The organism is Synechococcus sp. N19 (genome assembly GCF_900474045.1).
Classification (GTDB): Bacteria; Cyanobacteriota; Cyanobacteriia; order PCC-6307; family Cyanobiaceae; genus Parasynechococcus.
Genome location: NZ_UCNR01000010.1, coordinates 26,785 through 51,215, shown reverse-complemented (window position 1 = coordinate 51,215; position 24,431 = coordinate 26,785). Strand labels below are relative to the sequence as shown.

The window sequence follows — 24,431 nt, the reverse complement described above, 5'->3', positions numbered from 1 at the left end:
CAGTGCTTGAGCTGGTCCAAATCGGACGGTTTTTGAGTCTGCCTGTTTTCAGGCTTGCAAATCTTCGCGGCCCGGTTCTTACCTTATGACCACCTCATAATCCATTTCCAAGCCTTTTTGCCGTGCTTCCTCTGCAGCGCCTCCTGCTTACCGTCGCGGCTCTGATCACGGTTAGTTCCTGCAGGAGCGAAGCACCGAAGCTGCCGCCGCCGCCGAAAGTTCAGGCTGTTGATACTCGGCTGGTGGAATTTACTGAGGGGATCGATACCGTCAGCACGCTCGAGGCAAGCAACCTCGTGGAGTTGGCTGCCCAATCGGGTGGACGAATTGAGCAGCTGCAGATTCGCCAAGGTGATGAGGTGGAGGCTGGTCAGCTTCTGCTGGTGCTTGATCAAGACAAGGAAAAGGCCAACGCCGACACTGCCAAAGCCAATTACGAGCGCTACGCCTACCTGGCTGAATTGGGAGCAACGTCGCAGAAGGAGTTGGATCGCTACAGGACTCAGTACATCGAAGCGAAGGCCAAGCTCAGTTACAGCAATCTCACTTCACCCTCCGCCGGCACGGTCGCAGACGTGAAGGTGAAAGTGGGTGATGTGATCCAGCAGGGCCAGGTCTTCACCAGCCTGGTCCAGAACAATGAGCTGGAAGCAAGGGTGGAAGTGCCGGCGATCTTCTCGACCCGGCTGCAGGAGGGCCAGCCTGTTTTGCTGATGGCCCCTGGCAGTGAAGAAATAATTGCCACAGGTGCAGTGGAATCAATTGATCCACGCATCACCCCCAACACTCAAGGGCTGCTCGTTACGGCGGTTTTTCCAAATACCGACAGAACACTTCGGGATGGTTTGCGACTGCATACGCGAGTGCAGATCAAGGCCGAGGAAGAACTGGCCGTTCCCTTTGCCGCTGTTACTCAAACCTCGGGTCAGAGTTTTGTCTTCCGGCTCGGAAGTTTTGATGAGCTAAGGGAGAACCCTGGCAAGGCGGATTTAAAGAGGCTGGAGCTGGACATCAAGGCCGGCAAGCTTCCCGCGAACGCGCAGTTCGCCTTACAGACGCCGGTCACGGTGGGCGAGCTGCAGAACAACCTGTATCCCATTACCAAGGGCCTGAAGCTGAATCAGAGGGTGGCTACCACAAACCTGCTGAACCTCAGACATGGGATTCCTGTGCAGGTGCAACCCGCCAAGGCGAACTGAGGTTGATCGATGTCTGCTTCCAATAACTTCATCACCAAACCGCTTCTCAGCACGGTTTGCAGTCTTTCGATCACGGTCGTGGTCGCTGGGTGTTTATCCACAGCAATCAAAAAGCCACCCAGAGGGGTGGCTTTGGCATGTCAGGAGTGATGGACCCGGATCAGGTGATCACGGTGGGTTGATTCATGCCCGTGCGTTGCTTGATCTCCGCCAGGTCATTGATAGCGCTGATCATCTCGGCCAGGGCGACCTGGGGATCCTGGTCGAGGTCGCCGCTGCTGGGCACATAGCTCTCCAGGTAGACGCGAATCGTTGCTCCCTTTGTGCCGGTGCCGGAGAGGCGAACCACAACGCGGCTGCCGTCGTCCAACAGGATGCGCAGACCCTGGCCTGACGTCACGGAACCATCGACGGGGTCGGTGTAGCTGAAGTTGTCTGCGGTGCTGATGGTGCGTCCGGCAAAGGCCTGGCCCACCAGGCTGGGCAGCATGGATTCGAGGCGGTCGTAGAGGCCATGGGCGGCGTCGCTGGCGACGGCCTCGTAGTCGTGACGCGAGTAGTAGTGGCGTCCGAAGCGCTTCCAGTGTTCAGCCATGATCTCGGCGACGCTGCAGCGGCGCACGGCCAGGATCTGCAGCCAGAACAGCACGGCCCAGAGACCATCTTTTTCACGCACGTGGTTGCTACCGGTACCGAAGCTCTCTTCACCGCAGAGGGTGATCTTGCCAGCGTCCAGCAGGTTGCCGAAGAACTTCCAGCCAGTAGGGGTTTCGAAGCAGTCAATTCCCAGCCCCTTGGCCACTACATCCACCGCAGCGCTGGTGGGCATCGAACGCGCCACCCCGGCCAGGCCTTCGGCGTAGGCCGGAGCCACCGTGGCGTTCGCGGTGAGAATGGCGAGGCTGTCGCTGGGATTCACAAAGCAACTCTGGCCCAGGATCATGTTGCGATCGCCATCGCCGTCGCAGGCAGCGCCGAAGAGATACTCATCTCCCTCGAGCAGCAGTTCAGCCAGATCGTGGGCGTAGGTGAGGTTGGGGTCGGGGTGACCGTTGCCGAAGTCTTCCAGGGGTGTGCCGTTCCGCACGCTTCCCGCCGGTGCACCCAGCAGCCCCTCGAACAAGCGAGTGGCGTAGGGCCCGGTGACGGCATGCATGGCGTCAAAGGCCAGGGGGAAGTCGCTGCGAATCAGATCGCGGATCTGATCGAAGTTGAACAGCTCCTGCATCAGAGCAACGAAATCATCGACGCCGTCGACAACCTCCACCTGCATCGTGCCGATGCTGTGAAGACCAGTGGAATCTAGTGGGATTTCTGGAGCCTCAACAATCGTGTATTGCTCCAGGGTCTTGGTGCATTCGAATACCGCATCGGTGAAGGAGGCGGGGGTGGGGCCACCGTTGGCACCATTGACCTTGACACCGAAGTCACCGTTCTCACCACCCGGGTTGTGGCTGGCGGAAAGGATGATGCCCCCGATGGCTTGACGTTGCCGGATCAGATTGGAGGCGGCAGGCGTCGAGAGGATCCCGCCGGTGGTGACGATCACCTTGCTGAGGCCGTGGGCGGCGCCCATCCGCAGGATCACGTCGATGGCACGGCGGTTGCCGTAACGGCCGTCGCCCCCCACCACAAGGGTGCCGCCCTGTACGCCTGGCAGCATGCGAAGCGACGCTTCAATGAAACTTTCGAGGTAGTGGGGCTCCTCAAACTGGCGACTGCTCTTGCGCAGGCCGGAGGTCCCTGGCTTTTGGTCGGTGAAAGGGGTGGCCAGGCGCACCTGGCGTTGGGTCGGTTCCGCAGGGGCCGAGATGGTCATCACAACGGATGAGGGCTATATGCGGAACCTAAACATGGAAATCCATTTGTAATGCGTCGGTCGCGACCAGTTGATGTCGTTACCCCTGTGGCCCGCACCACACCTGAGGACTATGCAACGCAGAGCTTGAAGCGAGCCATTCGCTTGGCGGTGCCTTTTTGGGAGGCATTGACTGCCACAAGTTTTGGATCACTCTCAAGCCTGACGCGATTTGAGTTTCTCGTTTTTGGTCACCGGCTCTGCGCAGAACCTTGGGATACGACGGGCTGTGTTCGTAATGGTGTCTTTGCGCCTGAAGTCGTTGTTGTTGGCGACCTTGGCTTCGTCCATCAACATCCACAACACGTCTTTGCAGCGCTCGGGCAACCTGGAGTGATCCATCAAAGGATCAGCGAGTTGCCTTACTCGCTTGCAGGCCTCTGTTGAGTTGACTCGGGAACATGCGTAGGCGGCCTGTTCGATACCTCGCAGTTGCTCTTTGCTGGGCCAAGCCACATAGGGCTCAGCAGCCGTAGACGGGTCAGTCATGGATACACCATGAAGATGCGGATCAGGACAGGGAAGTTCATGGCGCTCATTATCTTTCGTTTGATCTGGTTTTTCAGTTATTAGAGACTCCGACCTCTACGGACCTTTGGACGATCGAATTTCATTGGACATTTGCTGGGACCTCCAGCCCAGTGCTGTCCCAGAGCTGCTCAATGTTCAGATGAAGAACTTGGCGTAATCAGAGTTCCCCGATCTTCAGTGGGGCATCTCCGATGTCTTCAGCATCGCGACAAACCAAAGCCCACTGAGTACGAGGGCGACGCCAACGCCGGCTCCGATGCCCACCCGGGCCATCACCAATGGCACCACCAATGGAAAAACAATCGCCCCCGCTAGGGGGGTGATGGCCACGAACCAGCGCAGTGACGCTGATGCTTTGGAATCGGAAGGGTTCAGAACCACTCGGCGCGGGCTTCGCTGGCAGGGTTGCTGTTGTCTTCAGGTGTCTCACGCTTGAAGTTGAGCGTGATGTTGCGCTTTTGCTCTCCATCGGAGGCGGTGGCTTCGATGGCATACATCTGCTCGCCATCCCGGAAGGGCACTTGAATCCGGAAGGTGCCGTCGGTGGAAAGAGGAACTTCTTCGCCGCCGATGGTGAGGCGAGCGGAAGGGTCGGTGGCGCCATAGACGATCAGTTCGGCGTCAGCCACCAGCCAGAAGGAGCGTTGGCGGGGGGCCACACCACCAAGGCCGGACTCGTTGCGGCCACTGGCCCAGAGGCCAGCCCCCGAGTCGTTCAAGCCAATGCTGTCGCCGGAGACGTCAAAGCCCTCCTGGAATTCTTCCGAGCCAACCCGACGGCGGCGGAAGTGAACCGTGGCGCTTTGGTAGAGCCGCTCATGCAAGCCACTGTTGCTCGACTCGATCGGAGTGACGGGAGCTGGAGCGGATTGGGCCGGTGCAGCCTCGAGGCTGAATGGCACGAACTGATCAAGGATCTGCTCGCTCGGGTGGAGAGCTGGCACGCGGGCCACCGAGGAGAAGGCTAGGGACATCCAGGTGGCGCCGATGCGGTAGCCCAATTCCACCCGGTAATCCCTGTCACAGAGGGGCACAGGCAGGTACCACTCGGTGCTGTGACTGTCGACGGGAACTTCCTGAAGGGTGTGCGGATGGGCATTGCCGTCTTGCATGCCGGTTACGTCAGCCAGACGCAGGCAAAGTCGGCTGGCGCCATCCTTCTGAGCCACCTTGCGATCGGCGTCAGAGATCTCCCAGAACACGTAAGCCCACTGGGGGTCGCGAGGCAGGAATACCACGCGGGTGTCGCTGCTGCCCATGGCCGGCGCATTGAGTTCCGCCTCGATCGCCTTCAGATCTCCACCACGCTTTTGCTGACGCTGGGCAACCTCGTCGACCAGGGTCTCCTTGCTTTTGCGGCTGTAGAGCGGCACCCCTAGGTCGCTGGCGATCTGACGCAGTTGACGAAGGGTGAGACGTGCCAGGGATGACAGGGTTTGGGACACGTCCAAAAACTCCAGGTTTAGTTTGGGATCATTGTGATCTGAAAAATTCCTTTTCGAAGCGTGAAGCGGCCAAGGGTCAGTGGATGCTGACCACTGGGTGAACGTCGACCTCGGGGATCACAGTCAGAGACACAAAAAAAGCGGAGCCGAAGCCCCGCTTTTTTGAACATGCTTTAGGCCAGGATCAGCGGCCGATGCTGCGGTAGGGAACCTTCGACATGTAGTCCATGTCGGCGCCACCGCTGGGGGCAACTCCACGGGGTCCGCCCATTTCTGCCACCCAGGCCATGTAGTCCTGAGGTGAGCCGCCTTTGCGGATTTTGGCGCGGGCAGGAACTTTCTTGGCGGGGCCGCCGGTGAAGACGATCTGGGGGAAGCCCAGGATTCCCCGGTAGTACTCGTCGTAGCGGGGGGTTGTGATGTTGAACGGCGTATCGCCCAGCTCCCGGCCAGGAAGCACGCGGTTGCGTTGGTAAGGAACCGTGTCGTAGCCGAAGGCGTCGAGGTACTCGGAGCTGTCGAGCAACACATCGACAAGGCCTTCAAGGCCTTTGGTCGCAATCACGATCGACCAGGAGAGCTCTTCGCCTTTGCCGTTCACCTTGCGGCCAAGAATCCGTTCGCAGAGATGGCGAACAACCTTGTAGTTGCTGTTGAAGCCGTAGAAGGTGCGCTTAAAGGTGTCAGAGAGCACCAGGCCGCGAATGAAGTCGCGAACCGTGATCTGGCCATCCTTCAGCTGGGACTCAAGGTTGACGTCCCGGTCTGTTTTGAAGGCGTGGAAGAAGATCTGCCGGTAGGCGGCTTCCACAACGGTGTCGAGGTTGTCCCGGTCGTCTGCAATTTCCAGGGAGTAAGCCCGTGATCCCTCTTCGGAGCCGACACGGAGGTTCGGAACACCCGCTCTCAAGGAGTTCTGGGTGATCGGTGAGTACTCCAGAAGAGGAATGGCCACGCGAGCTACAGCATCCACTGCTGGCGATCGTAGAAGTGCTGGGTCTTGCCCCCTTCAGCTGCTGTTGCAGCGATTACATGCCGTAATACTTTCTCTAAGTACTTCTGCTTACCAGCCGAAGGGGGCGAGGGCGGCCCCGCTCGTAGCTATGGCTGGGCTGGGCTGATCAACATCGTCCAGCTGCCGGGTCTCGATGCAGAAGGAGGCGTTGTTGGAGAGCCCCTGCACCGTGCTGGTGCGCAGCCGCACGTTCTCGGTGGCGAACCAGAAGCGCTCCAGGGAACTCATCATTTCGTAGTCGGTCGTGAGGATCAGGCCGTTTTCTTCGTCCATGCGGAACTGTCCCGCCACCGGCGCTTTCTCGGCGTAACCGCGATCCCGCAGCAGCAGTCCCCGTCGCCCCGTTTCGTCTTCGGGGATCAGTCCGAACATGGTCTGGTCTTCGTGGGATTCACCGGCCCGATCCCAGGCCATCGATCCGCTCCAGCGCACCCAGCAGCCCCCCACGATCTGCTCAACGCTGGCGTTGTTGCGTTCGGCGATCTCCGCAAGGCGTTCGTCGCCCTTCAGCAGTTCCTCCACAACGATGAAGGAGGCGCCGGCTTCGGCGCGGCGATGCAGCAGGTGGTGCTGGCTGCGCTGTGAGGTCCAGCGGCCACAGCTCAGACGAAAGAAGCTGAGGGCGTCCGAGATCTCAAGCATCGCCGGCTTTGAGGAAGTGAAGTGATGATGGCAGCCCGACCAGGTCAGTCACGACAGCCAGGCCACCCCCGACGGCCATGTCAGCCACGGCAGCGGGCTTCGGCGGCGCTGATCAGATCGTCGAGGGTCAGCGCCAATGGAGGCTTGCCCAGCTCAAGCGCCAGTTGATCCAGCTGATCGGCGGCAGCATTGAGCTGCAGCAGCAAGGTGTGGAGGAACGCCGGGTCCTCAGCGACCACGGGTTGATTCTGGCACCAGCGGCGCCGTTGGTTTTCGTCGGGGATTGCACCAGTGCTCCTCGGAGCGGCCATGGATTGAAAGCTGTCCAGGCAGTGGCTCAGCAGCCGCAGGTGATGGCGATCGAGCTGGGGCAGCAGGGTGGAGTCGATGCGTTCAATCGCGGCTCGGTCGATGGCCATCAGCCTTGCGCCAACGGAGTGATGCGGAAGCCGCAGGCGTGGCCGCCCTCGAGCCGCCAATGCACCCGTTCCACCCGGCAGTCCGGCACGGTGCGCCGAATCAGCAGCAATTCCTGGTCGCAGACCGCGGGAAATTCTTCAGCAATGCGCTGCACCGAACAGTGGGCCTCCTCGAGCCGCCAACTCACGCCGTCGTCGTCCCGGCTGCAGACGGTCACATAGCCCTCGTCGCGCCGCAGCCGTGCCAGGTGTTCGAGGCGAGCTTCCAAGGAGGCTTCGCCAAGGCTTTGCCGGTACTGGCTGGCCTTCGACTCCGCCTGCTGATTGAGCAGCTGGCGGACGGTCGCTTCGGGGAGATGGCTGCGCATCGAATCCAGCAGGCCGAGGGCGAAGCGGCCGCTGCCATCGGGGAACTGGGCCCGTCCTTCGTCGGTGAGGCACCAGCGGTTGCTGGGTCGACCTGGGCCGCTGGCATTGCTGCTAGCGCAGACCAAGCCGCTGTCGGCGAGTGAGCGCAGGTGTCGCCGCATGGCCTGAACCGAAATGCCCACGGCATCGGCAAGGGCGCCAGCGTCTTCCTCCCCGCGCTCCAAGAGCATGGAGAGCACGGCGTCGCGGGTGCTGGCGGGGGCCGAGGCGCTCATGAGGAGGCGAAACCTCCCCACACGATGCCATCGAATTGCCACGTCATGTTGGCCGTGTTGAGGGTCACAATGGGGAGCCCGCTGACCGGAGGCTTGTTGGCCTAGGCTTCCAGTAAGGAAACCGCGGGGTTTCGTAATTCGCCGCTCCCTCCACTTCCATGTCCGACGCCCCTCAAGAGCCGACAGCAGAAAGCCTGGAGGTCATCCGCAAGTTCGCTGAAACCTACGCCCAGCGCACCGGCACATATTTCTGTGCCGACCCCGGCGTCACCGCAGTTGTTCTGAAGGGTCTGGCGCGTCACAAGGATGATCTGGGGGGAGCGCTGTGTCCTTGCCGCCATTACGAGGACAAAGAGGCCGAGGTCTCCCAAGCCTTCTGGAACTGCCCCTGCGTTCCGATGCGCGAGCGCAAGGAATGCCACTGCATGCTCTTTCTCACTGAGGACAACCCCTTCGCTTGCCCTGAGAAGACGCAGACCATCACCACCGAAACGATCAACGCCACCGCCGGCTGAGCTGAATGACCAGTACCTCCACACGGGATCTCGTCAGCCAGCCGTACAAGTACGGCTTCGTCACCGAGATCGAGACCGACAAGATCGCCAAGGGTCTCAGTGAAGAGGTCGTTCGCCTGATCTCGGCCAAGAAAGAAGAGCCGGATTTCCTGCTGCAGTTCAGGCTCAAGGCGTTTCGCCACTGGCTCACCCTCGAAGAGCCCGACTGGGCTGCTCTGGGTTATCCCGAGATCGATTACCAAGACATCGTTTATTACGCGGCTCCCAAGCAGCAGGAGAAGAAGGCCAGCCTCGACGAGGTGGATCCGAAGCTGCTGGAAACCTTCGACAAGCTCGGTATCCCGCTGAGCGAGCAGAAGCGCCTCAGCAACGTGGCAGTGGACGCTGTTTTCGACAGCGTTTCGATTGCCACCACCTACAAGGAGAAGCTGGCCGAACACGGGGTGGTGTTCTGCTCCTTCAGTGAGGCGGTCAAGGAGCATCCCGAGCTGATCGAGCGTTACCTCGGCACGGTTGTCTCCAGCAACGACAACTATTTCGCCGCCCTGAACTCAGCTGTGTTCAGCGACGGATCCTTCGTTTTCATCCCGAAGGGCGTTGAGTGCCCGATGGAGCTCTCCACCTACTTCCGAATCAATTCCGGCGACACCGGACAGTTCGAGCGCACCTTGATCGTGGCCGAAGAGGGTGCTTCGGTGAGTTATCTCGAGGGATGTACGGCACCGATGTTCGACACCAATCAGCTGCATGCGGCGGTGGTGGAACTTGTGGCCCTCGACGACGCCTCAATCAAATATTCCACGGTTCAGAACTGGTATGCCGGTGATGAAAATGGGGTCGGCGGAATCTACAACTTCGTTACCAAACGAGGCCAGTGCCGCGGTGATCGCAGCCGCATCAGCTGGACCCAGGTGGAGACCGGTTCAGCCATTACCTGGAAGTACCCCAGTTGCGTGCTGCAGGGTGCTGATTCGGTGGGTGAGTTCTATTCCGTGGCCCTCACCAACAACTGCCAGCAGGCCGACACCGGCACGAAGATGGTTCATGTCGGACCGCGCACCCGCTCCACGATTGTGAGCAAGGGCATCAGTGCAGGACGCTCCAGCAACAGCTACCGCGGTCTTGTGCAGATGGGACCCAATGCCAAGGGCGCCCGCAACTACAGCCAGTGCGATTCGATGCTGATCGGCGATCAAGCCGCCGCGAACACCTATCCCTACATCCGTTCTCAGCAGCCGCAGGCGGCCATCGAGCACGAGGCCAGCACCTGTCGCATCTCCGAAGATCAGCTCTTCTACCTGCAGAGCCGTGGCATCGGGTTTGAAGAGGCCGTCTCGATGATGGTCAGCGGCTTCTGCCGCGACGTCTTTAATCAGCTGCCGATGGAGTTTGCCGCTGAGGCCGACAAATTGCTGGCCCTCAAACTTGAGGGGTCCGTGGGCTGATCCCCTCCCCCACCTTGTCTCTGTTTTTTAACGACGCCTTCCGTGATTCGCCCTGACGCTGAGCTGCTGCTCGACATTCAAGACCTGCATGCCTCCGTCGAGGACAAGCCCATCCTCAAGGGGGTGAATCTGCAGGTGAAGGCTGGTGAAGTCCATGCCGTGATGGGTCGCAACGGCAGTGGCAAGAGCACGCTCTCCAAGGTGTTGGCCGGGCATCCGGCCTACCGGGTCACGGGCGGCAGCGTTCGTTATCGCGGCCAGGATCTGTTTGAGCTGGAGCCTGAAGAGCGTGCCCGTCTGGGGGTGTTCCTTGGATTTCAGTACCCCGTTGAAATCCCTGGTGTCAGCAACCTGGAATTCCTGCGGGTATCCACCAATGCCCGGCGGGAAAAAAAGGGGGAAGAGGAGCTCGACACCTTTGCCTTCGAGGATCACGTGCACGACAAGCTCAAGGTGGTGCAGATGGACCCTGCCTTCCTTGAGCGCAGCGTGAATGAAGGCTTCTCCGGGGGCGAGAAAAAGCGCAACGAGATTCTCCAGATGGCGCTGCTGGAGCCCGTGGTAGCGATCCTGGACGAAACCGATTCCGGCCTTGATATCGATGCCCTGCGCATCGTGGCCGGTGGTGTGAACCAGCTGGCGACGGAAGACAACGCCACGCTGCTGATCACCCACTACCAACGTCTTCTCGACGAGATCACCCCGGACTATGTGCATGTGATGGCTGCAGGCCGGATCCTGCGCACCGGTGGACGGGAGCTGGCCCTTGAGCTGGAGCGGACGGGATACGACTGGGTGGATCAGGAGCTGGCCGCTCAAGGAGCCGCTTGACCATGGCGAGCAGTGTGCTGGCGCCAGTGCAGGAGCGCGGTCGAGCCGCGCTTGAACAGCTTGGTCTGCCCAATCGCCGCCAGGAGCCCTGGCGCCTCACCGACCTCAAACGGCTTGCGGCGGTCTCGGAATTGCCGGCCAGTGCCTCGCCACTGTCCACATCTTTGCCGGCCAGCCTGGACGGGGTGACCCGTCTGGTGCTCAATGGTTTTGATGATCCCCTGGCCGGCCAGGTGCTTCCGGAAGGAATCACGGCGCTGAATGCCGAAGAGCTGGAGCAAGCCCTTGGCCACACCCTGGATCGCTGCGGTTGTGCCCAGGTCTGGCCCGTGGAGTTCAACCATGCCAAAGCCCAACAGATCCTGGCCCTCAGGGTGCGGGGACGGGTTGGCCCGTTGGAGCTGGTGCTGGCGGCGGGTGCGGGGTTGAACGCCACGCGGGTGCTGCTGCTGTTGGAGGAAAAAGCTGAGCTTGAGTTGATGCAGGTGTTGCTGGCTGAGGGGGCGTCGGCCCACAGCCATGTGCTGGAAGTGCATCTGGGGCAGGAGGCCCAACTGCGCCATGGCGTGCTGGCGACGGCGGATGGCGCGTCATCGCTGATGGCCCATTTGGCTGTGGAGCAGGAGCCCCGCAGCTCCTATGCCCTCACTTCGGTGGTTCAGGGCTGGAATCTGGGACGGGTGGAGCCCCGGGTGGTGCAGGTGGATGGCCAGGCAGAGACCGTGCTTAAAGGTCTGGCCGTCACCGGCGCCGAGCAGCAGCTGGCCACCCACACCGCGGTCCGCTTCGACGGGCCGGAGGGGGAGCTGGATCAGTTGCAGAAATGCCTGGCCGGCGGCCAGTCCCACGCAATTTTTAACGGCGCCATCAGTGTTCCCCGCGATGCTCAGCGCACCAATGCCGCCCAATTGAGCCGCAACCTGCTGCTGTCTGATCGGGCCCGGGTGGACACCAAGCCCGAGCTGGAGATCGTGGCGGACGATGTGCGCTGCGCCCACGGCGCCACCGTGTCGCAGCTTCAGGACGATGAGCTGTTCTATCTCCAGAGCCGGGGCATCGCTGCGGCGGATGCAACGGCGCTGCTGCTGCGCGGGGCCTGCCAGGAGGTGATCGCCCAGCTACCTGCTGCCGCGCAGGCGTGGCGCCCCCTGGAGCGCGTGATGGAGAGCCTCGTCCCATGACGATCGCCGAAGCACGATCCAGTGCTGATTTCGTGGATTTATCATCTCGATATCGTGCTGATTTCCCGATTCTCGAGCAGCTGGCTCCGGATGGCCGCCCGCTGATCTATTTCGATCACGCTGCCACCAGCCAGAAGCCCCGTCAGGTGCTCGAAGCGCTGCAGCAGTACTACAGCTGCGACAACGCCAACGTGCATCGCGGTGCGCACCAGCTCAGTGCCCGTGCCACCGATGCCTTTGAGGCGGCCCGCAGCACGACGGCGGCCTTCGTGGGTGCGGCCAGTTCCCGCGAGATTGTCTTCACCCGCAATGCCAGCGAAGCCATCAATCTGGTGGCGCGCACCTGGGGGGACGCCAGCCTCCAGGAGGGGGACGAAATTCTCCTCACGGTGATGGAGCACCACAGCAACCTGGTGCCTTGGCAGCTGTTGGCGCAGCGCACCGGCTGCGTGCTTCGCCATGTGGGCATCACCGAATCCGGTGAGCTGGATCTGGAGGATTTCAGGGCCCAGCTCAACGAGCGCACCCGACTGGTGAGCCTAGTGCACATCAGCAATTCCCTCGGTTGCTGCAATCCCTTGGATCAGGTGATCCCCGCAGCCCATGCCGTTGGCGCCTGTGTGCTCGTGGATGCCTGCCAGAGCCTGGCCCACAAGCCGATTGATGTGGCGGCCATAGACGCCGACTTTCTTGTTGGCTCCTCCCACAAGCTCTGTGGCCCTACTGGCATGGGTTTCCTCTGGGCGCGGGAGTCGCTTCTGGAGGCGATGCCTCCCTTTTTGGGCGGCGGGGAGATGATTCAGGACGTTTTCCTGGACCACAGCACCTGGGCGGTGTTGCCCCATAAGTTCGAAGCGGGCACCCCTGCCATTGGCGAGGCGGTGGGCATGGGTGCCGCGATTCGCTACCTGCAGGCGGTGGGTCTGGAAGCGATTCAGGCCTGGGAGGCTCAGCTCACTCGACATCTGTTCACCCGGTTGCAGGCCATTGATGGTGTGAGGGTCCTCGGGCCGACGCCGGATCAGCAGCCCGAGCGAGGTGCCCTCGCCACATTCCTTGTGGATGGCGTGCATGCCAACGACATTGCCGCTCTGATTGATGCGTCCGGGATCTGCATCCGCAGTGGTCACCACTGCTGTCAGCCCCTGCACCGCATGTACGACGTGACGGCTTCAGCGCGGGCCAGCCTGAGCTTCACCAGCACCTTTGAAGAGATCGACCGCTTCAGCGAAGAGCTTGCTTCCACGGTCGCTTTCCTGCGCGAGCACAGCTGACCTGGCTCAGGCCGCCAGCTGATCGTTGCTTGCTGCGGCCTCGCGTTGACGCAGGGGAACAACCTTGTTGGTCTCGATGGCGTACTTCACCCAGCGGTAGGAGCGTGCGCCGGGACGGGGAGCCGCGTTGATCGGTTCAGGGCTGGCATAGCTGTTGCCGCGATAACGCAGGATCCGCATCGGTGCTGTCGAAACAGCTGTCAGCTTTTCAGGCTTACCGCTTCTTGATGGGTTCCGTGGAGCACAGGTTGATGGTTCCTGCTGGTTGCTCGCTCAACCCATCACATCTGCTGAACGGGGTTGTGTGCTTTGTAACCGTCTGTTGGCCCCAATTCCCGACTGAAAAAGGCCTCGGTTTGCTCGAGCACCTCGATCTGGGTGGCTTGGCTGCGGAAGCCGTGGCCTTCCTCCTCGAACAGCCGCACCTCCACTGGAATGCCGTTGCTGCGCAGCGCCTCCGCCATGCGTTCGGTTTGTTCCGGAGGCACCACCTTGTCCTGCAAACCCTGGAAGAACAGCACCGGACAGCGGATTTGATCGGCATGCAGCAGTGGCGACCGCTGCTCGTACAAAGCACGCGCTGCGGGCCATTCCCCCACCAGACCATCCACGTAGCGCGCCTCAAACCGGTGCGTGTCTTTGGCCATGGCTGTGAGATCACACACCGCATAGCGGCAGGCGCCGGCCCTGAACACTTCGGTGAAGCACAGCGCCGCTAGGGTGGTGAAGCCGCCGGCACTGCCACCTTCGATGGCGATCTGGCCGGGATCGGCGCGACCGGTCTCGATCAGGGCCTGTGCTGCGGCGGCGCAGTCGGCCACATCCACCAGGCCCCAGCCCCCGTTGAGGCGCTCCCGGTAGTCCCGGCCAAACCCCGTTGAGCCGCCGTAATTCACATCCACCACGCCCCAACCCCGGGAGGTCCAGTACTGAATCGCCAGGCTGAGGCCGCGGCGAGCCATGGCCGTCGGTCCGCTGTGGCTTTTCACCAGCAGCGGCGCAGGCCCTGGTGGTTTGCCGCTCGGGGGGTAGTACCAGGCATGGGTGCGTTCACCCTGGTGACCGTTGAACCACAGCGGTTCGGCCACGCTGATCGCCTCAACCGACAACGGTGACGTGATAGCTGGGCTGTGGCTCCAGATCGGGGTGGCCGGTCGCAAATCGATTTCCAGCAGCCCGGCCACGCTGGTGCTGTTGCTGGCCACGGCCACGGCGCGGCCGTTGCAGGCGCTTAATCCCGCAAGGTCGTCAAACGGTTGCGGCAACGGCTGCACCGCTCCATCCAGGCTGAGCCGTTGCAACGACCAGGCCCCGCGGCTGCAGACGGCGGCGACCAGCTGCTCGCCATCCCAGGCCGTGGTGCTCATCCCATAGATCCACTGGGGCATGGCCGTTTCGGCAGCCATTGGCCAGGGCCTCTCCCAGGCGGCGTCGGCACTGGGCTGGAGCATCAGGTTCCACCAACCGGAGCTGTCCTCCGCCACAAGCAACTGCCCGTCGGGCAGCCATTGGGGTTGAAACACTGAGATGCCATCGCCTCCGGCCAGCTGACGGGTCTCGACCAGCCCGCCCGTGTCGCTGAACTCCGCGCACCAGAGACGGCTGCTGTCCCAGGGCATGGCGGGTTGCTGCCACTCCACCCAAGCGAAGCGCTGGCCATCGGGGCTCAAGCAGCCATAGCCGGCAAAGTCCGTCGGCTGGTGCAGCAGTAGCGGCGTCTGATCCGTTGCGTTCAGCGCCAGGCTCACCAGCTCGTCACGGCCTTCGATTTCACGGATGCCGATCCAGCGCTGCCTGGGCAGATCGAGCACGCCATCCGCCAGCTCCCAGTCCCCTTCCCTGCTGAGCCGTTGGGGTGCAGCCAGGGGGGTGGGTTGCTGAGGGCCGGTTTGCGGCAAGTGCCAGTCCTGACGCCAGAGGCAGCCGCGCTCGATCCAGGCCAGGATCAGCCTGTCCTGCTCCACCGCGGTGGCGAGTACGCCGCCGCCGTAGTCGTGCACGCGGCTGCGCAGATTGCTGGGGGCCGGCGTCAGCTCCTGTGGTTCTGCTTCGGAATCACCGAAACGCCTGATCAAGGCAGTGGTGCGGCCGCGCTCCTGGGGGCGCTGTTCCAGCCAGATCAGCCACAGCGTTGCATCGGGGCCACTGACCAGGGCCGGTTCCTTGAGACCCGGCAAACGGCCGACGGCATGTTGCGCGGATAACGGAGCGGCTCCCATAACGGCTGATTCAGGCCGCTTACCATGCTGAATCAACGCGGCGTTGGTCTTGGCAGGAAGCTTTGCAGAGTTGGCCCGTCAGGCCGATAAGTCGCGGGACACGATGCTGGTGCCCAAGACGGTTCTGGAAACCCCGCCGCTGGAGATTCACACCCTGGGCGATGAGGTGTTGCGGCAGCCTGCGCGCCGCATCGGCAAGGTGAATGAGCAGGTGCGGGAGCTGGCTCGCGACATGCTGCGCAGCATGTACACCGCCAAGGGCATTGGCCTGGCGGCTCCTCAGGTGGGGATTCACCAGCAGCTGCTGGTGATTGATCTCGACCTTGAAAATGCCGCCACGCCGCCCCTGGTGTTGATCAATCCGGAGATCACGGCGGCCAGCGCCGGGCTCGACACCTACGAAGAGGGCTGTCTCAGCATCCCTGGGGTGTATCTCGATGTGGTGCGCCCCACCGCGATTGAATTGAGCTTCCGCGATGAGATGGGTCGGCCCAGGAAGATGAAGGCCGATGGCCTGATGGCCCGTTGCATTCAGCACGAGATGGATCATCTCAATGGCGTGTTGTTTGTCGATCGCGTCACTGATGAAGACGGTCTGCAGAAGGAGCTCAAGGAAAAGGGCTTCGAGCGCCAAGATGTGCGTAGCGTCGCCTGAGTTATGCCGATGAAACCCCTGGCCGGCGTTTTTCTGGCCCTCGCCTGTGTTCTGGGTATCGCCAGCACCGGATGTGTGTTTGAACTGGCCTACGGCGATCCCGATCTCGGGGTCAAAACCACCAGCTGGATCCTGGCCCTGGCGGCCCCTGGAACCGTGGGGACCCTTCTGTTCGCCATTCGCCTGAACAAACCGGCCTGATTGGGGGCGACCGATCCAGGCATCACTTTTACTAATCCGCTCAGTTCCTCCATGGACGTGATGGCACGCTTTCGAACCGTGGCTGCTGCCGGCCTCGCTCTCGCAGCGACCTCTGCACCGGTGGCCCTGGCCCAGGGTTCGCTGTTCACGGCAGTGCCCGTCGAGTTGAGCAATTTCGTTTTGGTGTCGGCCCCGATCGGTCAGGGCGAGCGTTCTCAGTTGAACATCTACGAGCAGCGCACCACAAAACGCCCCTGTTTCGCTGTGGCTGCGGGATCACCGGCCATGGTCGATCCTTTGTTGTCCACGTTTGATTTCAGCGGGGTCTGCAACCGCTACATCGATGGCAACGGCTATTCCCTGCGGATCGGTGGTGACGACCTCGGCACCCGCTACCGGCTCAGCGTGGTGAACACGGGTCGGGATATTGAATTGCTGGCCACGCCCACCAAGAATCCCTCCCAACCGACCATGCTCGTGGCCCGGGCCGGTGGTGCCGCCAGCGGATTCGTTCAGCTCAAGCTTGAGCCGGGCTGGACCTTGAAGCGACGGGCCTATGGCGAGAAGAGCCTCGGCCATCTCTATGTCTATCGGGACAGTGCGCCAGTGGCCGGATCCAGCCCAGCAAGCGAGCCGGTTGAGACTGAACAGAGTGAGAGTTCCGTAGCTCCGTCTTACTGAGGTGGCGCAGAACCGGTGAAAACACCTGTTGTCGTCCTCTGTCAGTGATTTCACACTGAAGACAGACCCCGGAGGACGTGATGAAAACAACGGTTGTTCAGTGGTTCCAGTGGTTCGGTGAAGCGATGACCCATGCCCTGGGTTCGTTCAACGACCGCCATCTCCAGCCCCCGCCGATCGGCACCCAGCCCTACCGGGACACTCCCGACAAGCGAGCCCGCGACTACTGAGCACCAGGCTGCTTGAGCAGATCAGTGCAGCGGAAGCAACTCGCTTCCGCCACGGCGTTTCGATCGACGCTGGCCCGGTCGTTGAGATCGGCAATGGTGCGCGCCACGCGCAACAGTTGAAGGCTGCTGCGCGTGCTCAGCCCACGCTGGTTGATCAGCTGTTCCCAGAGCTCGAGTGCTGCCGGTCGCCGGCCAGGGGCGCTCACCTTTCAGCTGCTCCACCAGCGTGCGCAGGTTGGCTGCGGTGCGGATGGTGAGCCCCTCAATCAGGCTGGCCTCCTGAGCGTTCTCAGGGGGAACCACCAGGGCCTGGGCCTTGTGCTGATGCGCTTTTTCAGCAAGGGCAATCACCCCGCGACAGGGCCTGAGGCTGCCGTCGAGCCCCAACTCGCCCGCACACCAGAGGCCCTCCAGCTGAGGGCGGGCGAGTTGCCCGCTGGCCACCAACAGGGCCAGGGCGATGGGGAGGTCAAAGGAGGGGCCTTCCTTGCGCAGATCGGCCGGAGCCAGGTTGATCACCATGCGGACGAGGGGGCCGCGGAAGCCGCTGTTGCGCAGGGCGGATCGGACCCGCTCCCGTGATTCCTGAATGGCCTTGTCCGGCAGACCCACCAGCTGAACGCCCGGCAGGCCCGGGGCAAGATCCACTTCCACCACCACTGGTCTGGCCTCCAGACCTTGCAGGGATGCACTGAGACAACGTGCCAGCATTCTGTGGAGGGTGACGCAGGAGATTCATGCCCCTGCTGTCACACCGGTCCGGCTGTTCCCTCTTTTCAAGGCCCATGGCAGACGACACGATCTTCGGGAAGATCCTTCGTGGCGAGATCCCGTGCGATGAGGTCTACAGCGATGAGCAGTGTCTGGCCTTTCGCGATGTCGCGCCCCAGGCACCCGTTCATGTGCTGGTGATTCCGCGCAAGCCGATCGAGAGCTTGCGCTCCGGTGCTGCTGAGGATGCGGCCCTGCTGGGCCACCTCTTGCTGGTGGCTGCCCGCGTGGCCAAACAGGAGGGTCTGGACGGTTTCCGCACGGTGATCAACAGTGGCGCCGGTGCTGGCCAGACGGTGTTTCACCTCCATGTGCATGTGATCGGTGGACGTCCTCTGGCGTGGCCTCCCGGTTGAGGTCAGCGGCGAAGCGGCGCGGCGACAGCCAGACTGAGCACAGTTCAGCAGTGGCATGACCCACCAGCTTCAGAACCTGCGCAATCAGGCCGCCAAGCTGCGTCGGCTTTCGCAGCCCTACTTCTTCCCCTACACCGAAGACAACGGCTGGCAGTTCCTTGGACTGCTGGTGAGCCTGCTCTTCTGTGTGGCCGGGATCGTGCTGTTCCTGGTCACCGGCTTGATGAACAGCCTGTCGTGGCTGTTTCCGGAGTTGTCCGGCCAGTACCTCGGTGGTGTCCAGTCGTCCCTGGCCATGCTCTGGTCCCGTGGATGGGGGGCGGGCATCAGTGCCCTGTTCGTGCTGGGGGCTGTGGTGTTTGCCTCCGTGCGGGGCCAACTCAGGCATCGCCGCTGGTTGCCTTGGCTTTTTCTTGGCCTGATCATCCTGATGCTGTTAAGCGTGAACGGCATCAACGCCGGCATCACATTCCTCGCCAGGGATCTGACCAATGCGTTGATCGCCAGGGATGGCGATGCGTCGTATCGCAACCTCTGGATCTACGGCGCCTGTTTTGCTGTGGCACTGCCGATTCGCAGCCTGCAGTTTTATTTCACCCAGAAACTGGGGCTGTTCTGGCGCGAATGGTTGTCGTTGAGCCTGGTGGACGATTACCTGCGGGATCGTGCTTATTACGTGCTCAATCCCAATGATGAAGCGGCCACCAATGTTGATAATCCCGATCAGCGGATTTCTGAGGATGTGCGTGATTTCACGGCACAGGCCCTTGGTTTTGCGCTGAATATTTTTGATTCGATCCTCACCTTTTCCCTCAACATCCTCATCCTCTATTCGGTGAGTGAGGGGCTCACCTTTGCCCTTCTAGCCTATGCATCCGGGGTGTCTGGCCTGATGATTGTGGCTGGCCGCAAGTTGGTGCGGTTGAACAATTTCCAACTGCGTTTTGAGGCGGATTACCGCTATGGCCTCGTGCGGGTGCGAGACAACGCCGAATCAATTGCATTCTACGCCGGTGAGCAGCAGGAAGCCAAGGAGGTGACGCGTCGCCTGGCCACCGTCGTCGAAAACTTCAATCTGCTGATTGTCTGGGAAGTGCTGCTGCGGGTGCTGCAGCGCTCCAGTATTTACGCCAGCAATTTCATCCCCTATCTGATCCTTGCAGCTCCGATTCTTGCCGGTGAGATGGATTACGGCGGCTTCGCCCAGGCGAACGTCGCTTACAACCTGGTTGAGGGATCGTTGTTTTTCATCATTTACAACATCGAAGCCCTGGCCCGGTTCTCGGCATCGATCAACCGGCTGGAAGGCTTTCAATCCAACATCTCCAACCTCGATCCGGAGGAGTGGAGTGATTACGTGCCGCGGATCGTGCCCTCTGAGCGCCTGGCGCTGCAGGGGGTGACGGTCAAAACACCGCGTACCGACAACGTGCTGGTGCGCGACCTCAGTTTTTCCCTGGGCAACGCTGAGGGGCTGTTGGTGGTGGGACCCTCCGGCTGTGGCAAGACGTCTCTGCTGCGGGTGGTGAGTGGCCTTTGGGGCTCGCCGACGGGCACCGTTTATTCACCGGGGCAGGGCGATCTTCTTTTCATCCCCCAGAAGCCCTACATGGCACTGGGATCTCTGCGCGAACAGCTCTGTTATCCCCTCGATCAGGCCCGTTTCAGCGATGAACAGCTACGGGCTGTTTTGGATCAGGTGATGTTGGGCAAACTTCTGCAGCGCTATCCCGACCTCGACATCAAGCAGGACTGGCCGCGGCTGCTCTCTCTGGGTGAACAGCAGCGACTGGCCTTTGCGCGGCTGCTGCTCAATTCGCCCAAGGTCGTGGTGCTGGATGAAGCCACCAGTGCCCTGGATGTCGAGACCGAATCCCGCCTTTATTCCCTGTTACGGGATCGGGAGGTGGCGTTCATCAGCGTGGGCCACCGGCCAACCCTGAAGGACTTCCATGACACTGTTCTGGAGCTCAGCGGTGATCACGACTGGCGGCTGATCCCGGCGACCAGCTATGACTTCGGGCGTTCTTGAACCGGCCGGATGACCTCCACCAGCGAGACCCCTGACACCACGTCCGTTCCGGAGACGTCCGCCACCACCAACGATGTGCCTGCTTTCGGCTGGAGTGGCTATGCCGAGCGGGTGAATGGACGCTTCGCCATGGTGGGCTTTGTGGCGGTGCTGCTGATCGAGGTGCTCAGCGGCGACACCTTTCTGCACTGGGCAGGGCTGCTGCCCTAATCAGGGCAGGCGGATCAGATCCACATCCCAGCGTCCGTTGCGGCTCACCTGCACCGCCAGCCGCCGGCCCGAGCCATCCAGGCTGACGCTGCGGGGTACACCCGGTGGGTCCAGGGGCAGCCGTTGCGTCGCCCCGACCTTGAGCAGGTAGAGCACCAGTTCCGTGCGGTCCTCCCGTTGTTGGACCACGGCCAGGCGTTGTCCATCGGCACTGACGCTGACGCTGATCGGTTGGGCATCAGCACGGTTGAGGCCCGGCAACGGGACGGGGCTGCGGCTGCGCAGGTCGATCAGTTCGACCCGCTCCCGCCCATTGCGTTGGCCCAGGCTGGCCAGCCAGCGTCCCCCCAGGGAGGGACCCCGCCGGCTGTTCACGGATTGACGCAGTAGGCCGTTGAGGTCGGGCCGGGGAGTGGGCCTGGGGCTGCTGCACCCGCTCACCAACACCAGGCTGAAAAGCAGAGCGACGCGGATCATGGCTCTGACGACAGCGCCGGAGTGGAGAGGCTCTGTCCCGGAGGACGGTCCGGCTCGAGCAGATCACTCAGATCCAGCAGTTCCACGCGCCACCTCCCCTGATCCGTCACCTGCAGTGCGATCTGCTGGGCATCCGGCGCCAGACTGAGCTGCACCGGGTCTCTCCCCCCCGGCAGCGGCAGGGGATGCATGCGTCCGTTCAGGCGGTCGGTCACCACCGCGAGTCGGCGGCGCCCCCGCTGTGTGATCGCTGCCAGGTAACGGCCGTTCCAGCTCAGGGAGGGCGAGCTGTGGGGCTGATGTCGGCTCAGCTGGGGAACGGAGACAACCGATCCGTCGCTCAGGCGGCGCAGCTGCACCGTGGGTCGGCCGCCGCGATCGCTGACGACCGCCAGCCACTCACCACTGCCACTCAGGGCTGGGGCCTCCTGACTGGTGGCGAGCAAGCCACCACCGGCCCGTTCACTACGACCGTTGCAGCCCGTCAGCGCCAGGCTGGCGAGCAGGATCAGCAGCAGACGAGGCAACTCGCTCAGTCGTCGAAGCGGGAGCTGTTGTCCCGTGGTCTGCCGGACGAAGGCCGTGAGCTGCGGGGGGGTTGGCGGTTGCTGCTGGGCCGGTTCGACGCCAGGGGCGGCTCAGGGGATCGCCTGGAGTCGCTCGCGGCGTTCGGGTTGGCGCTGGGGCGTCCCCGGTTCGGGGCCGAACTGCTCGGCGCTGAACTGCGGCTGGGGGCAAAGGCGGCATCCTCGGCTCCTGAAGGAGCGCGTTCGCCGGAAGGACGCTCAGGCCGCCCCATGGGACGGCTGCCACGGCGTTGTTCCTCTCGATCCGTCCGTCTGGAGCCAAAGTCGGGACGTCGCTCATCCCGGGCTTCGCCGGCACGGAAGCGAGCCATGCGGCGGGAGCGCTCGTCGTTTTGGTCCCAGCCGGAATCGCCTTGATCACGGTCTGCGGAGCGACGGCTGGCGGCTTCCTCAGGAATGGCGGCACGGCTGGCGCGGCGCGGCCTGTAGAACTCCTCTTCAGGACGTTCTTCGGCGTCATCGTTACGGCCTGAGAAGCGCCGCCGCACCGGCTGGGGCTCATCAAAACGGTCGTAACCGCCCTCATCCCAGCCGCCCCGTAGGCCCCCAGGGCTTCCGCCCCGGGCCGGTGCTGGTTCGTCATCGAAATAGGCGGAACGCCGGGCCTGCTCCGTGGCCACGCCACGCAGTCGCACGCTTTCGTAGGCGAAGAAAACGGTGGTTCCCGCCAACAGGAACTGGCCGAACTGAAGAATCGGGTCGAGGCGCCATCCCTGGAAGAACAGGATGCCGCCGCATAGCAGCCCGATGGCTGCAAAGAACACGTCGTAGTCCCGCGCCAGGGCGGGCTTGAACGACCGCATGAAATAGAGCAGAGCGCCGCCGACGGCCAAAACGATGCCGACGATGCTGGCCCAATTGAGACTGGCGTTAACCAAAGCTCTGCTCCCGCTTAGGAGTCAGTCTACGAGGGGCGCCAGGGGCGGATCAGAGCTTGCGGTCGACCTGGTCGGTCTGGCTCAGCAGGAACAGGGCGATGGAGGCAGGAATCACGACGATCACACCTCCCCAAAGGAGGCTGCTCAGGAAGTTGGAGAGGGAGGGGGTCATGGGGTTGCTGCCGTCTGCTTCAAAGCCGCGCCGATCTTAAGAAGCGATGCCGTCTTTCTACGATGAGGGGACGATTTGCTTTGAGCTTTGTGACGCCGCTGCTGCTGCAGGCCCTGCCAGTCCTCCATTTGCTTCTGGGCTTGCTGCTAGCGGCCTGGACCCTGGCGTTTCTGCTGCGCATCGTGCTCACCTGGTACCCCCAGGTCGATCTGAGCAAGGGCGCCTGGCCCCTGGTGGCATGGCCAACGGAACCTGTGCTCTCGGTGAGCCGCCGCGTGATCGCACCGATCGGTGGAGTCGACGTCACCCCAGTGATCTGGGTGGGCTTGATCAGCCTCGTGCGTGAGTTGCTGGTTGGCCAGCAGGGGCTGCTTTCTCAAATCCTGATGCACGCCCAGGCAGTGGCCTGAGCTCAGGGGAGCATCTCCTGCTCAACGAATTTGGTGTGCACGTCGCCGTTGATGAACTCCGGCCGATCCAGCATCTCCAGATGGAATTCCACCGTGGTTGGAATCCCGGTGACGGCACATTCATTCAGGGCCCGCTTCATCCGGGTCATGGCGTGGTCGCGGTCCTTGCCCCACACGATCAGTTTGCCGATCAGCGAGTCGTAAAAGGGCGGGATGTCGTAGCCCGTGTAGACGTGGCTGTCGACGCGCACACCAGGTCCGCCGGGGGGCAGCCATCCGGTGATGCGTCCGGGTGCGGGACGGAAGTTGTGCCGGGCATCCTCAGCGTTGATCCGGCATTCGATCGCATGGCCGGTGAGCTGGATATCTTCCTGGCGCACGCTGATGGGTTCGCCACCGGCGATGCGCAACTGCTCAGCGATCAGATCCACACCCGTCACCATCTCAGTCACCGGATGCTCCACCTGGATCCGGGTGTTCATCTCCATGAAGTAGAAGCCGCCGCTGCGATCCAGCAGGAATTCCACCGTTCCGGCGCCCTCGTAATTGATGCTTCGGGCGGCAGCAACGGCGGCTTCGCCCATGCGGCGGCGCAGGTCGGGATCCAGGGCCGGGCTGGGGGCCTCCTCCAGCAGTTTCTGGTGACGGCGCTGAATCGAGCAGTCCCGTTCACCCAGGTGAACCACGTTGCCGTGGCGGTCGGCCAGCACCTGCACTTCCACGTGGCGGGGCCGATCGATGAATTTCTCCATGTAGAGGCCGGGGTTGCCGAAGGCGGCTTCCGCTTCCCCCTGGGCCGCTTTGTACAGGCTCTCCAGCTGGCTGGCGTTCGGTACGAGGCGCATTCCGCGACCACCACCGCCAGCGGTGGCTTTGATCATCACGGGATAGCCCATTTCCTCGGCCAGGGCGGCCGCCTGGCTGGTGCTGCTGAGCAGACCCTCGCTGCCGGGCACCGTGGGAACACCCACCGATTGCATGGTCGATTTGGCGGTCGACTTGTCCCCCATCGAGCGAATCGCGTGGGGGGACGGCCCAACGAAGGTGAGGCCGTGATCACGGCACATCTCGGCGAACTTGTCGTTCTCCGCCAGGAAGCCGTAGCCGGGGTGGATGGCGTCAGCACCGCGGGAAGTGGCGGCCGCCAGGATGTTGGGAATGTTGAGGTAGCTCTTGCTGCTCAGGGCTTCGCCCACGCAGACCGCTTCATCGGCGAGCTGCACGTGCAGAGCGTCCTTATCAACGGAGCTGTACACCGCCACGGTGGCGATGCCGAGCTCGCGGCAGCTTCGAATGATCCGGAGGGCAATCTCGCCGCGGTTGGCGATCAGCACTTTGCCGATGGGCATCCCGCACCATGTTCAGGCCTGACGCCGGATCGTATCAGCGCCGACCGAAGTTGCCGAGGAGCGAAGACCCCGCCCGGTATGATCTGACCTCGACAGCACCCGAGCGGTGAAGTCGACCACGCGGATGTGGTGGAATTGGTAGACACGCACGTTTGAGGGGCGTGTGGCTTCGGCCTTGCGAGTTCAAGTCTCGCCATCCGCATT

Annotated in this window: 30 protein-coding genes, 1 tRNA gene and 1 pseudogene; 15 read left to right on the top strand and 17 right to left on the bottom strand. The window is 62.3% G+C overall.

Features of this window, described 5'->3' with window-relative positions; genetic code table 11:
• Positions 1–122: 122 nt before the first annotated feature.
• Positions 123–1,199: an efflux RND transporter periplasmic adaptor subunit gene (locus tag DXY02_RS07160; RefSeq protein WP_114988695.1), complete on the top strand. Its 1,077-nt coding sequence runs from the start codon at positions 123–125 to the stop codon at positions 1,197–1,199.
• A gap of 160 nt (positions 1,200–1,359) precedes the next feature.
• Here the strand turns inward: DXY02_RS07160 and DXY02_RS07155 are convergent, their stop codons facing one another.
• The 8 genes from DXY02_RS07155 to DXY02_RS07120 form a co-directional block, all read right to left on the bottom strand.
• Positions 1,360–3,018, bottom strand: a complete 1,659-nt coding sequence (locus DXY02_RS07155; protein ID WP_114988694.1) for an alpha-D-glucose phosphate-specific phosphoglucomutase — start codon at positions 3,016–3,018, stop codon at positions 1,360–1,362.
• Positions 3,019–3,213: 195 nt separating this feature from the next.
• Positions 3,214–3,546, bottom strand: a complete 333-nt coding sequence (locus DXY02_RS07150; protein ID WP_114988693.1) for a hypothetical protein — start codon at positions 3,544–3,546, stop codon at positions 3,214–3,216.
• Between the two features lie 216 nt (positions 3,547–3,762).
• Positions 3,763–3,969, bottom strand: a complete 207-nt coding sequence (locus tag DXY02_RS07145) for a hypothetical protein (RefSeq protein ID WP_114988692.1) — start codon at positions 3,967–3,969, stop codon at positions 3,763–3,765.
• The gene (locus DXY02_RS07140; protein ID WP_114988719.1) at positions 3,960–5,033 is read right to left on the bottom strand and encodes a DUF4912 domain-containing protein; all 1,074 of its coding nucleotides are present in this window, start codon (positions 5,031–5,033) and stop codon (positions 3,960–3,962) included. The genes DXY02_RS07145 and DXY02_RS07140 overlap by 10 nt, the downstream gene beginning before the upstream one ends.
• A 184-nt stretch (positions 5,034–5,217) precedes the next feature.
• Positions 5,218–5,988 (bottom strand): phycobilisome rod-core linker polypeptide, encoded by a 771-nt coding sequence (locus tag DXY02_RS07135; RefSeq protein WP_371640017.1) that lies wholly within the window; start codon positions 5,986–5,988, stop codon positions 5,218–5,220.
• Positions 5,989–6,096: 108 nt separating this feature from the next.
• Positions 6,097–6,690 carry a phycobiliprotein lyase gene (locus tag DXY02_RS07130; RefSeq protein ID WP_114988690.1) on the bottom strand — a complete coding sequence of 198 codons (594 nt, stop codon included), beginning with the start codon at positions 6,688–6,690 and terminating at the stop codon, positions 6,097–6,099.
• Between the two features lie 80 nt (positions 6,691–6,770).
• Complete coding sequence (locus DXY02_RS07125) at positions 6,771–7,109, bottom strand: hypothetical protein (RefSeq protein WP_114988689.1); 339 nt, start codon at positions 7,107–7,109, stop codon at positions 6,771–6,773.
• Positions 7,109–7,753, bottom strand: a complete 645-nt coding sequence (locus tag DXY02_RS07120; protein WP_114988688.1) for a metalloregulator ArsR/SmtB family transcription factor — start codon at positions 7,751–7,753, stop codon at positions 7,109–7,111. Before DXY02_RS07120 ends, DXY02_RS07125 begins: the two co-directional genes overlap by 1 nt.
• Positions 7,754–7,911: 158 nt before the next feature.
• Here DXY02_RS07120 and DXY02_RS07115 point away from each other — a divergent pair, with 158 nt between their 5' ends.
• The 5 genes from DXY02_RS07115 to DXY02_RS07095 are packed head-to-tail and all read left to right on the top strand — an operon-like array spanning position 7,912 to position 12,999.
• Positions 7,912–8,268: a ferredoxin-thioredoxin reductase catalytic domain-containing protein gene (locus DXY02_RS07115; RefSeq protein ID WP_114988687.1), complete on the top strand. Its 357-nt coding sequence runs from the start codon at positions 7,912–7,914 to the stop codon at positions 8,266–8,268.
• A 5-nt stretch (positions 8,269–8,273) separates the two neighbouring features.
• Entirely contained in the window at positions 8,274–9,713 is a 1,440-nt protein-coding gene (gene sufB, locus DXY02_RS07110; protein WP_114988686.1) for a Fe-S cluster assembly protein SufB, read from the top strand.
• Between the two features lie 42 nt (positions 9,714–9,755).
• Positions 9,756–10,544 (top strand): Fe-S cluster assembly ATPase SufC, encoded by a 789-nt coding sequence (sufC, locus tag DXY02_RS07105; RefSeq protein WP_114988685.1) that lies wholly within the window; start codon positions 9,756–9,758, stop codon positions 10,542–10,544.
• Between the two features lie 2 nt (positions 10,545–10,546).
• Positions 10,547–11,725, top strand: coding sequence for a Fe-S cluster assembly protein SufD (gene sufD, locus DXY02_RS07100; RefSeq protein WP_114988684.1), 1,179 nt, complete (start codon positions 10,547–10,549; stop codon positions 11,723–11,725).
• Positions 11,722–12,999 (top strand): SufS family cysteine desulfurase, encoded by a 1,278-nt coding sequence (locus tag DXY02_RS07095; RefSeq protein WP_114988683.1) that lies wholly within the window; start codon positions 11,722–11,724, stop codon positions 12,997–12,999. Before sufD ends, DXY02_RS07095 begins: the two co-directional genes overlap by 4 nt.
• A gap of 6 nt (positions 13,000–13,005) precedes the next feature.
• On the opposite strand, the gene DXY02_RS12505 is transcribed toward DXY02_RS07095, so the two are convergent.
• Together DXY02_RS12505 and DXY02_RS07090 are read right to left on the bottom strand one after the other, a co-directional pair.
• A complete protein-coding gene (locus DXY02_RS12505) occupies positions 13,006–13,179 on the bottom strand; it encodes a hypothetical protein (RefSeq protein WP_006849765.1) in 174 nt (57 codons plus the stop codon).
• Between the two features lie 101 nt (positions 13,180–13,280).
• On the bottom strand, positions 13,281–15,218 hold the full coding sequence (locus DXY02_RS07090) for a prolyl oligopeptidase family serine peptidase (protein ID WP_114988682.1): 1,938 nt from the start codon (positions 15,216–15,218) through the stop codon (positions 13,281–13,283).
• 49 nt (positions 15,219–15,267) lie between these two features.
• Between DXY02_RS07090 and def the strand changes: the two genes are divergently transcribed.
• The 4 genes from def to DXY02_RS12500 all read left to right on the top strand — a co-directional run bounded on the left by def (position 15,268) and on the right by DXY02_RS12500 (position 16,985).
• Positions 15,268–15,873 (top strand): peptide deformylase, encoded by a 606-nt coding sequence (gene def, locus DXY02_RS07085; RefSeq protein ID WP_114988718.1) that lies wholly within the window; start codon positions 15,268–15,270, stop codon positions 15,871–15,873.
• A gap of 3 nt (positions 15,874–15,876) precedes the next feature.
• Positions 15,877–16,074: a hypothetical protein gene (locus DXY02_RS07080; RefSeq protein WP_006850702.1), complete on the top strand. Its 198-nt coding sequence runs from the start codon at positions 15,877–15,879 to the stop codon at positions 16,072–16,074.
• 51 nt (positions 16,075–16,125) lie between these two features.
• Positions 16,126–16,755, top strand: coding sequence for a DUF3747 domain-containing protein (locus DXY02_RS07075; protein ID WP_114988681.1), 630 nt, complete (start codon positions 16,126–16,128; stop codon positions 16,753–16,755).
• 80 nt (positions 16,756–16,835) lie between these two features.
• On the top strand, positions 16,836–16,985 hold the full coding sequence (locus tag DXY02_RS12500; protein WP_006851286.1) for a hypothetical protein: 150 nt from the start codon (positions 16,836–16,838) through the stop codon (positions 16,983–16,985).
• Here the strand turns inward: DXY02_RS12500 and DXY02_RS07070 are convergent.
• Complete coding sequence (locus tag DXY02_RS07070) at positions 16,979–17,191, bottom strand: hypothetical protein (protein ID WP_114988680.1); 213 nt, start codon at positions 17,189–17,191, stop codon at positions 16,979–16,981. The two genes, DXY02_RS12500 and DXY02_RS07070, sit on opposite strands and share 7 nt — an antisense overlap.
• A gap of 1 nt (position 17,192) precedes the next feature.
• Positions 17,193–17,696: pseudogene (locus tag DXY02_RS07065) on the bottom strand (magnesium chelatase domain-containing protein); the annotation flags it as partial.
• Between the two features lie 74 nt (positions 17,697–17,770).
• Between DXY02_RS07065 and DXY02_RS07060 the strand changes: the two are divergent.
• From DXY02_RS07060 to DXY02_RS07050, 3 genes are read left to right on the top strand one after another with little or no spacing between them, the layout of a single operon-like run.
• On the top strand, positions 17,771–18,112 hold the full coding sequence (locus DXY02_RS07060; RefSeq protein ID WP_114988679.1) for a histidine triad nucleotide-binding protein: 342 nt from the start codon (positions 17,771–17,773) through the stop codon (positions 18,110–18,112).
• Between the two features lie 55 nt (positions 18,113–18,167).
• Positions 18,168–20,144 (top strand): ATP-binding cassette domain-containing protein, encoded by a 1,977-nt coding sequence (locus tag DXY02_RS07055; protein WP_114988678.1) that lies wholly within the window; start codon positions 18,168–18,170, stop codon positions 20,142–20,144.
• A 9-nt stretch (positions 20,145–20,153) separates the two neighbouring features.
• Positions 20,154–20,354 (top strand): chlorophyll a/b-binding protein, encoded by a 201-nt coding sequence (locus DXY02_RS07050; protein ID WP_114988677.1) that lies wholly within the window; start codon positions 20,154–20,156, stop codon positions 20,352–20,354.
• Here the strand turns inward: DXY02_RS07050 and DXY02_RS07045 are convergent, their stop codons facing one another.
• The 4 genes from DXY02_RS07045 to psbX are packed head-to-tail and all read right to left on the bottom strand — an operon-like array spanning position 20,355 to position 22,468.
• A complete protein-coding gene (locus DXY02_RS07045; protein WP_114988676.1) occupies positions 20,355–20,831 on the bottom strand; it encodes a hypothetical protein in 477 nt (158 codons plus the stop codon).
• Positions 20,828–21,358, bottom strand: a complete 531-nt coding sequence (locus tag DXY02_RS07040; protein WP_114988675.1) for a hypothetical protein — start codon at positions 21,356–21,358, stop codon at positions 20,828–20,830. The genes DXY02_RS07045 and DXY02_RS07040 overlap by 4 nt, the downstream gene beginning before the upstream one ends.
• Positions 21,359–21,363: 5 nt before the next feature.
• On the bottom strand, positions 21,364–22,296 hold the full coding sequence (locus DXY02_RS07035; protein WP_114988674.1) for a Ycf66 family protein: 933 nt from the start codon (positions 22,294–22,296) through the stop codon (positions 21,364–21,366).
• A 49-nt stretch (positions 22,297–22,345) separates the two neighbouring features.
• Positions 22,346–22,468, bottom strand: a complete 123-nt coding sequence (gene psbX / locus DXY02_RS07030; RefSeq protein WP_006851281.1) for a photosystem II reaction center X protein — start codon at positions 22,466–22,468, stop codon at positions 22,346–22,348.
• 89 nt (positions 22,469–22,557) lie between these two features.
• Between psbX and DXY02_RS07025 the strand changes: the two genes are divergently transcribed.
• Positions 22,558–22,878 (top strand): YggT family protein, encoded by a 321-nt coding sequence (locus tag DXY02_RS07025; protein ID WP_244275843.1) that lies wholly within the window; start codon positions 22,558–22,560, stop codon positions 22,876–22,878.
• 2 nt (positions 22,879–22,880) lie between these two features.
• Here DXY02_RS07025 and accC read toward each other — a convergent pair whose 3' ends face one another.
• Entirely contained in the window at positions 22,881–24,227 is a 1,347-nt protein-coding gene (accC, locus tag DXY02_RS07020; protein WP_114988672.1) for an acetyl-CoA carboxylase biotin carboxylase subunit, read from the bottom strand.
• Positions 24,228–24,347: 120 nt separating this feature from the next.
• Between accC and DXY02_RS07015 the strand changes: the two genes are divergently transcribed.
• Positions 24,348–24,429: transfer RNA gene (locus DXY02_RS07015), tRNA-Leu, on the top strand.
• Positions 24,430–24,431 lie beyond the last annotated feature (2 nt).

Bases quoted from the DNA above. Each gene is read 5' to 3' on its own strand.
- DXY02_RS07155 (WP_114988694.1), bottom strand. From the start codon at position 3,018: ATGACCATCTCGGCCCCTGCGGAACCGACCCAACGCCAGGTGCGCCTG.
- DXY02_RS07115 (WP_114988687.1), top strand. From the start codon at position 7,912: ATGTCCGACGCCCCTCAAGAGCCGACAGCAGAAAGCCTGGAGGTCATC.
- psbX (WP_006851281.1), bottom strand. From the start codon at position 22,468: ATGACCCCCTCCCTCTCCAACTTCCTGAGCAGCCTCCTTTGGGGAGGT.
- DXY02_RS07080 (WP_006850702.1), top strand. From the start codon at position 15,877: ATGCCGATGAAACCCCTGGCCGGCGTTTTTCTGGCCCTCGCCTGTGTT.
- DXY02_RS12505 (WP_006849765.1), bottom strand. From the start codon at position 13,179: ATGCGGATCCTGCGTTATCGCGGCAACAGCTATGCCAGCCCTGAACCG.
- sufB (WP_114988686.1), top strand. From the start codon at position 8,274: ATGACCAGTACCTCCACACGGGATCTCGTCAGCCAGCCGTACAAGTAC.
- DXY02_RS12500 (WP_006851286.1), top strand. From the start codon at position 16,836: ATGAAAACAACGGTTGTTCAGTGGTTCCAGTGGTTCGGTGAAGCGATG.
- sufD (WP_114988684.1), top strand. From the start codon at position 10,547: ATGGCGAGCAGTGTGCTGGCGCCAGTGCAGGAGCGCGGTCGAGCCGCG.
- DXY02_RS07130 (WP_114988690.1), bottom strand. From the start codon at position 6,690: ATGCTTGAGATCTCGGACGCCCTCAGCTTCTTTCGTCTGAGCTGTGGC.
- DXY02_RS07125 (WP_114988689.1), bottom strand. From the start codon at position 7,109: ATGGCCATCGACCGAGCCGCGATTGAACGCATCGACTCCACCCTGCTG.
- accC (WP_114988672.1), bottom strand. From the start codon at position 24,227: ATGCCCATCGGCAAAGTGCTGATCGCCAACCGCGGCGAGATTGCCCTC.
- DXY02_RS07045 (WP_114988676.1), bottom strand. From the start codon at position 20,831: ATGATCCGCGTCGCTCTGCTTTTCAGCCTGGTGTTGGTGAGCGGGTGC.
- DXY02_RS07060 (WP_114988679.1), top strand. From the start codon at position 17,771: ATGGCAGACGACACGATCTTCGGGAAGATCCTTCGTGGCGAGATCCCG.
- DXY02_RS07055 (WP_114988678.1), top strand. From the start codon at position 18,168: ATGACCCACCAGCTTCAGAACCTGCGCAATCAGGCCGCCAAGCTGCGT.
- DXY02_RS07095 (WP_114988683.1), top strand. From the start codon at position 11,722: ATGACGATCGCCGAAGCACGATCCAGTGCTGATTTCGTGGATTTATCA.
- DXY02_RS07090 (WP_114988682.1), bottom strand. From the start codon at position 15,218: ATGGGAGCCGCTCCGTTATCCGCGCAACATGCCGTCGGCCGTTTGCCG.
- DXY02_RS07075 (WP_114988681.1), top strand. From the start codon at position 16,126: ATGGACGTGATGGCACGCTTTCGAACCGTGGCTGCTGCCGGCCTCGCT.
- DXY02_RS07120 (WP_114988688.1), bottom strand. From the start codon at position 7,753: ATGAGCGCCTCGGCCCCCGCCAGCACCCGCGACGCCGTGCTCTCCATG.
- DXY02_RS07050 (WP_114988677.1), top strand. From the start codon at position 20,154: ATGACCTCCACCAGCGAGACCCCTGACACCACGTCCGTTCCGGAGACG.
- DXY02_RS07150 (WP_114988693.1), bottom strand. From the start codon at position 3,546: ATGACTGACCCGTCTACGGCTGCTGAGCCCTATGTGGCTTGGCCCAGC.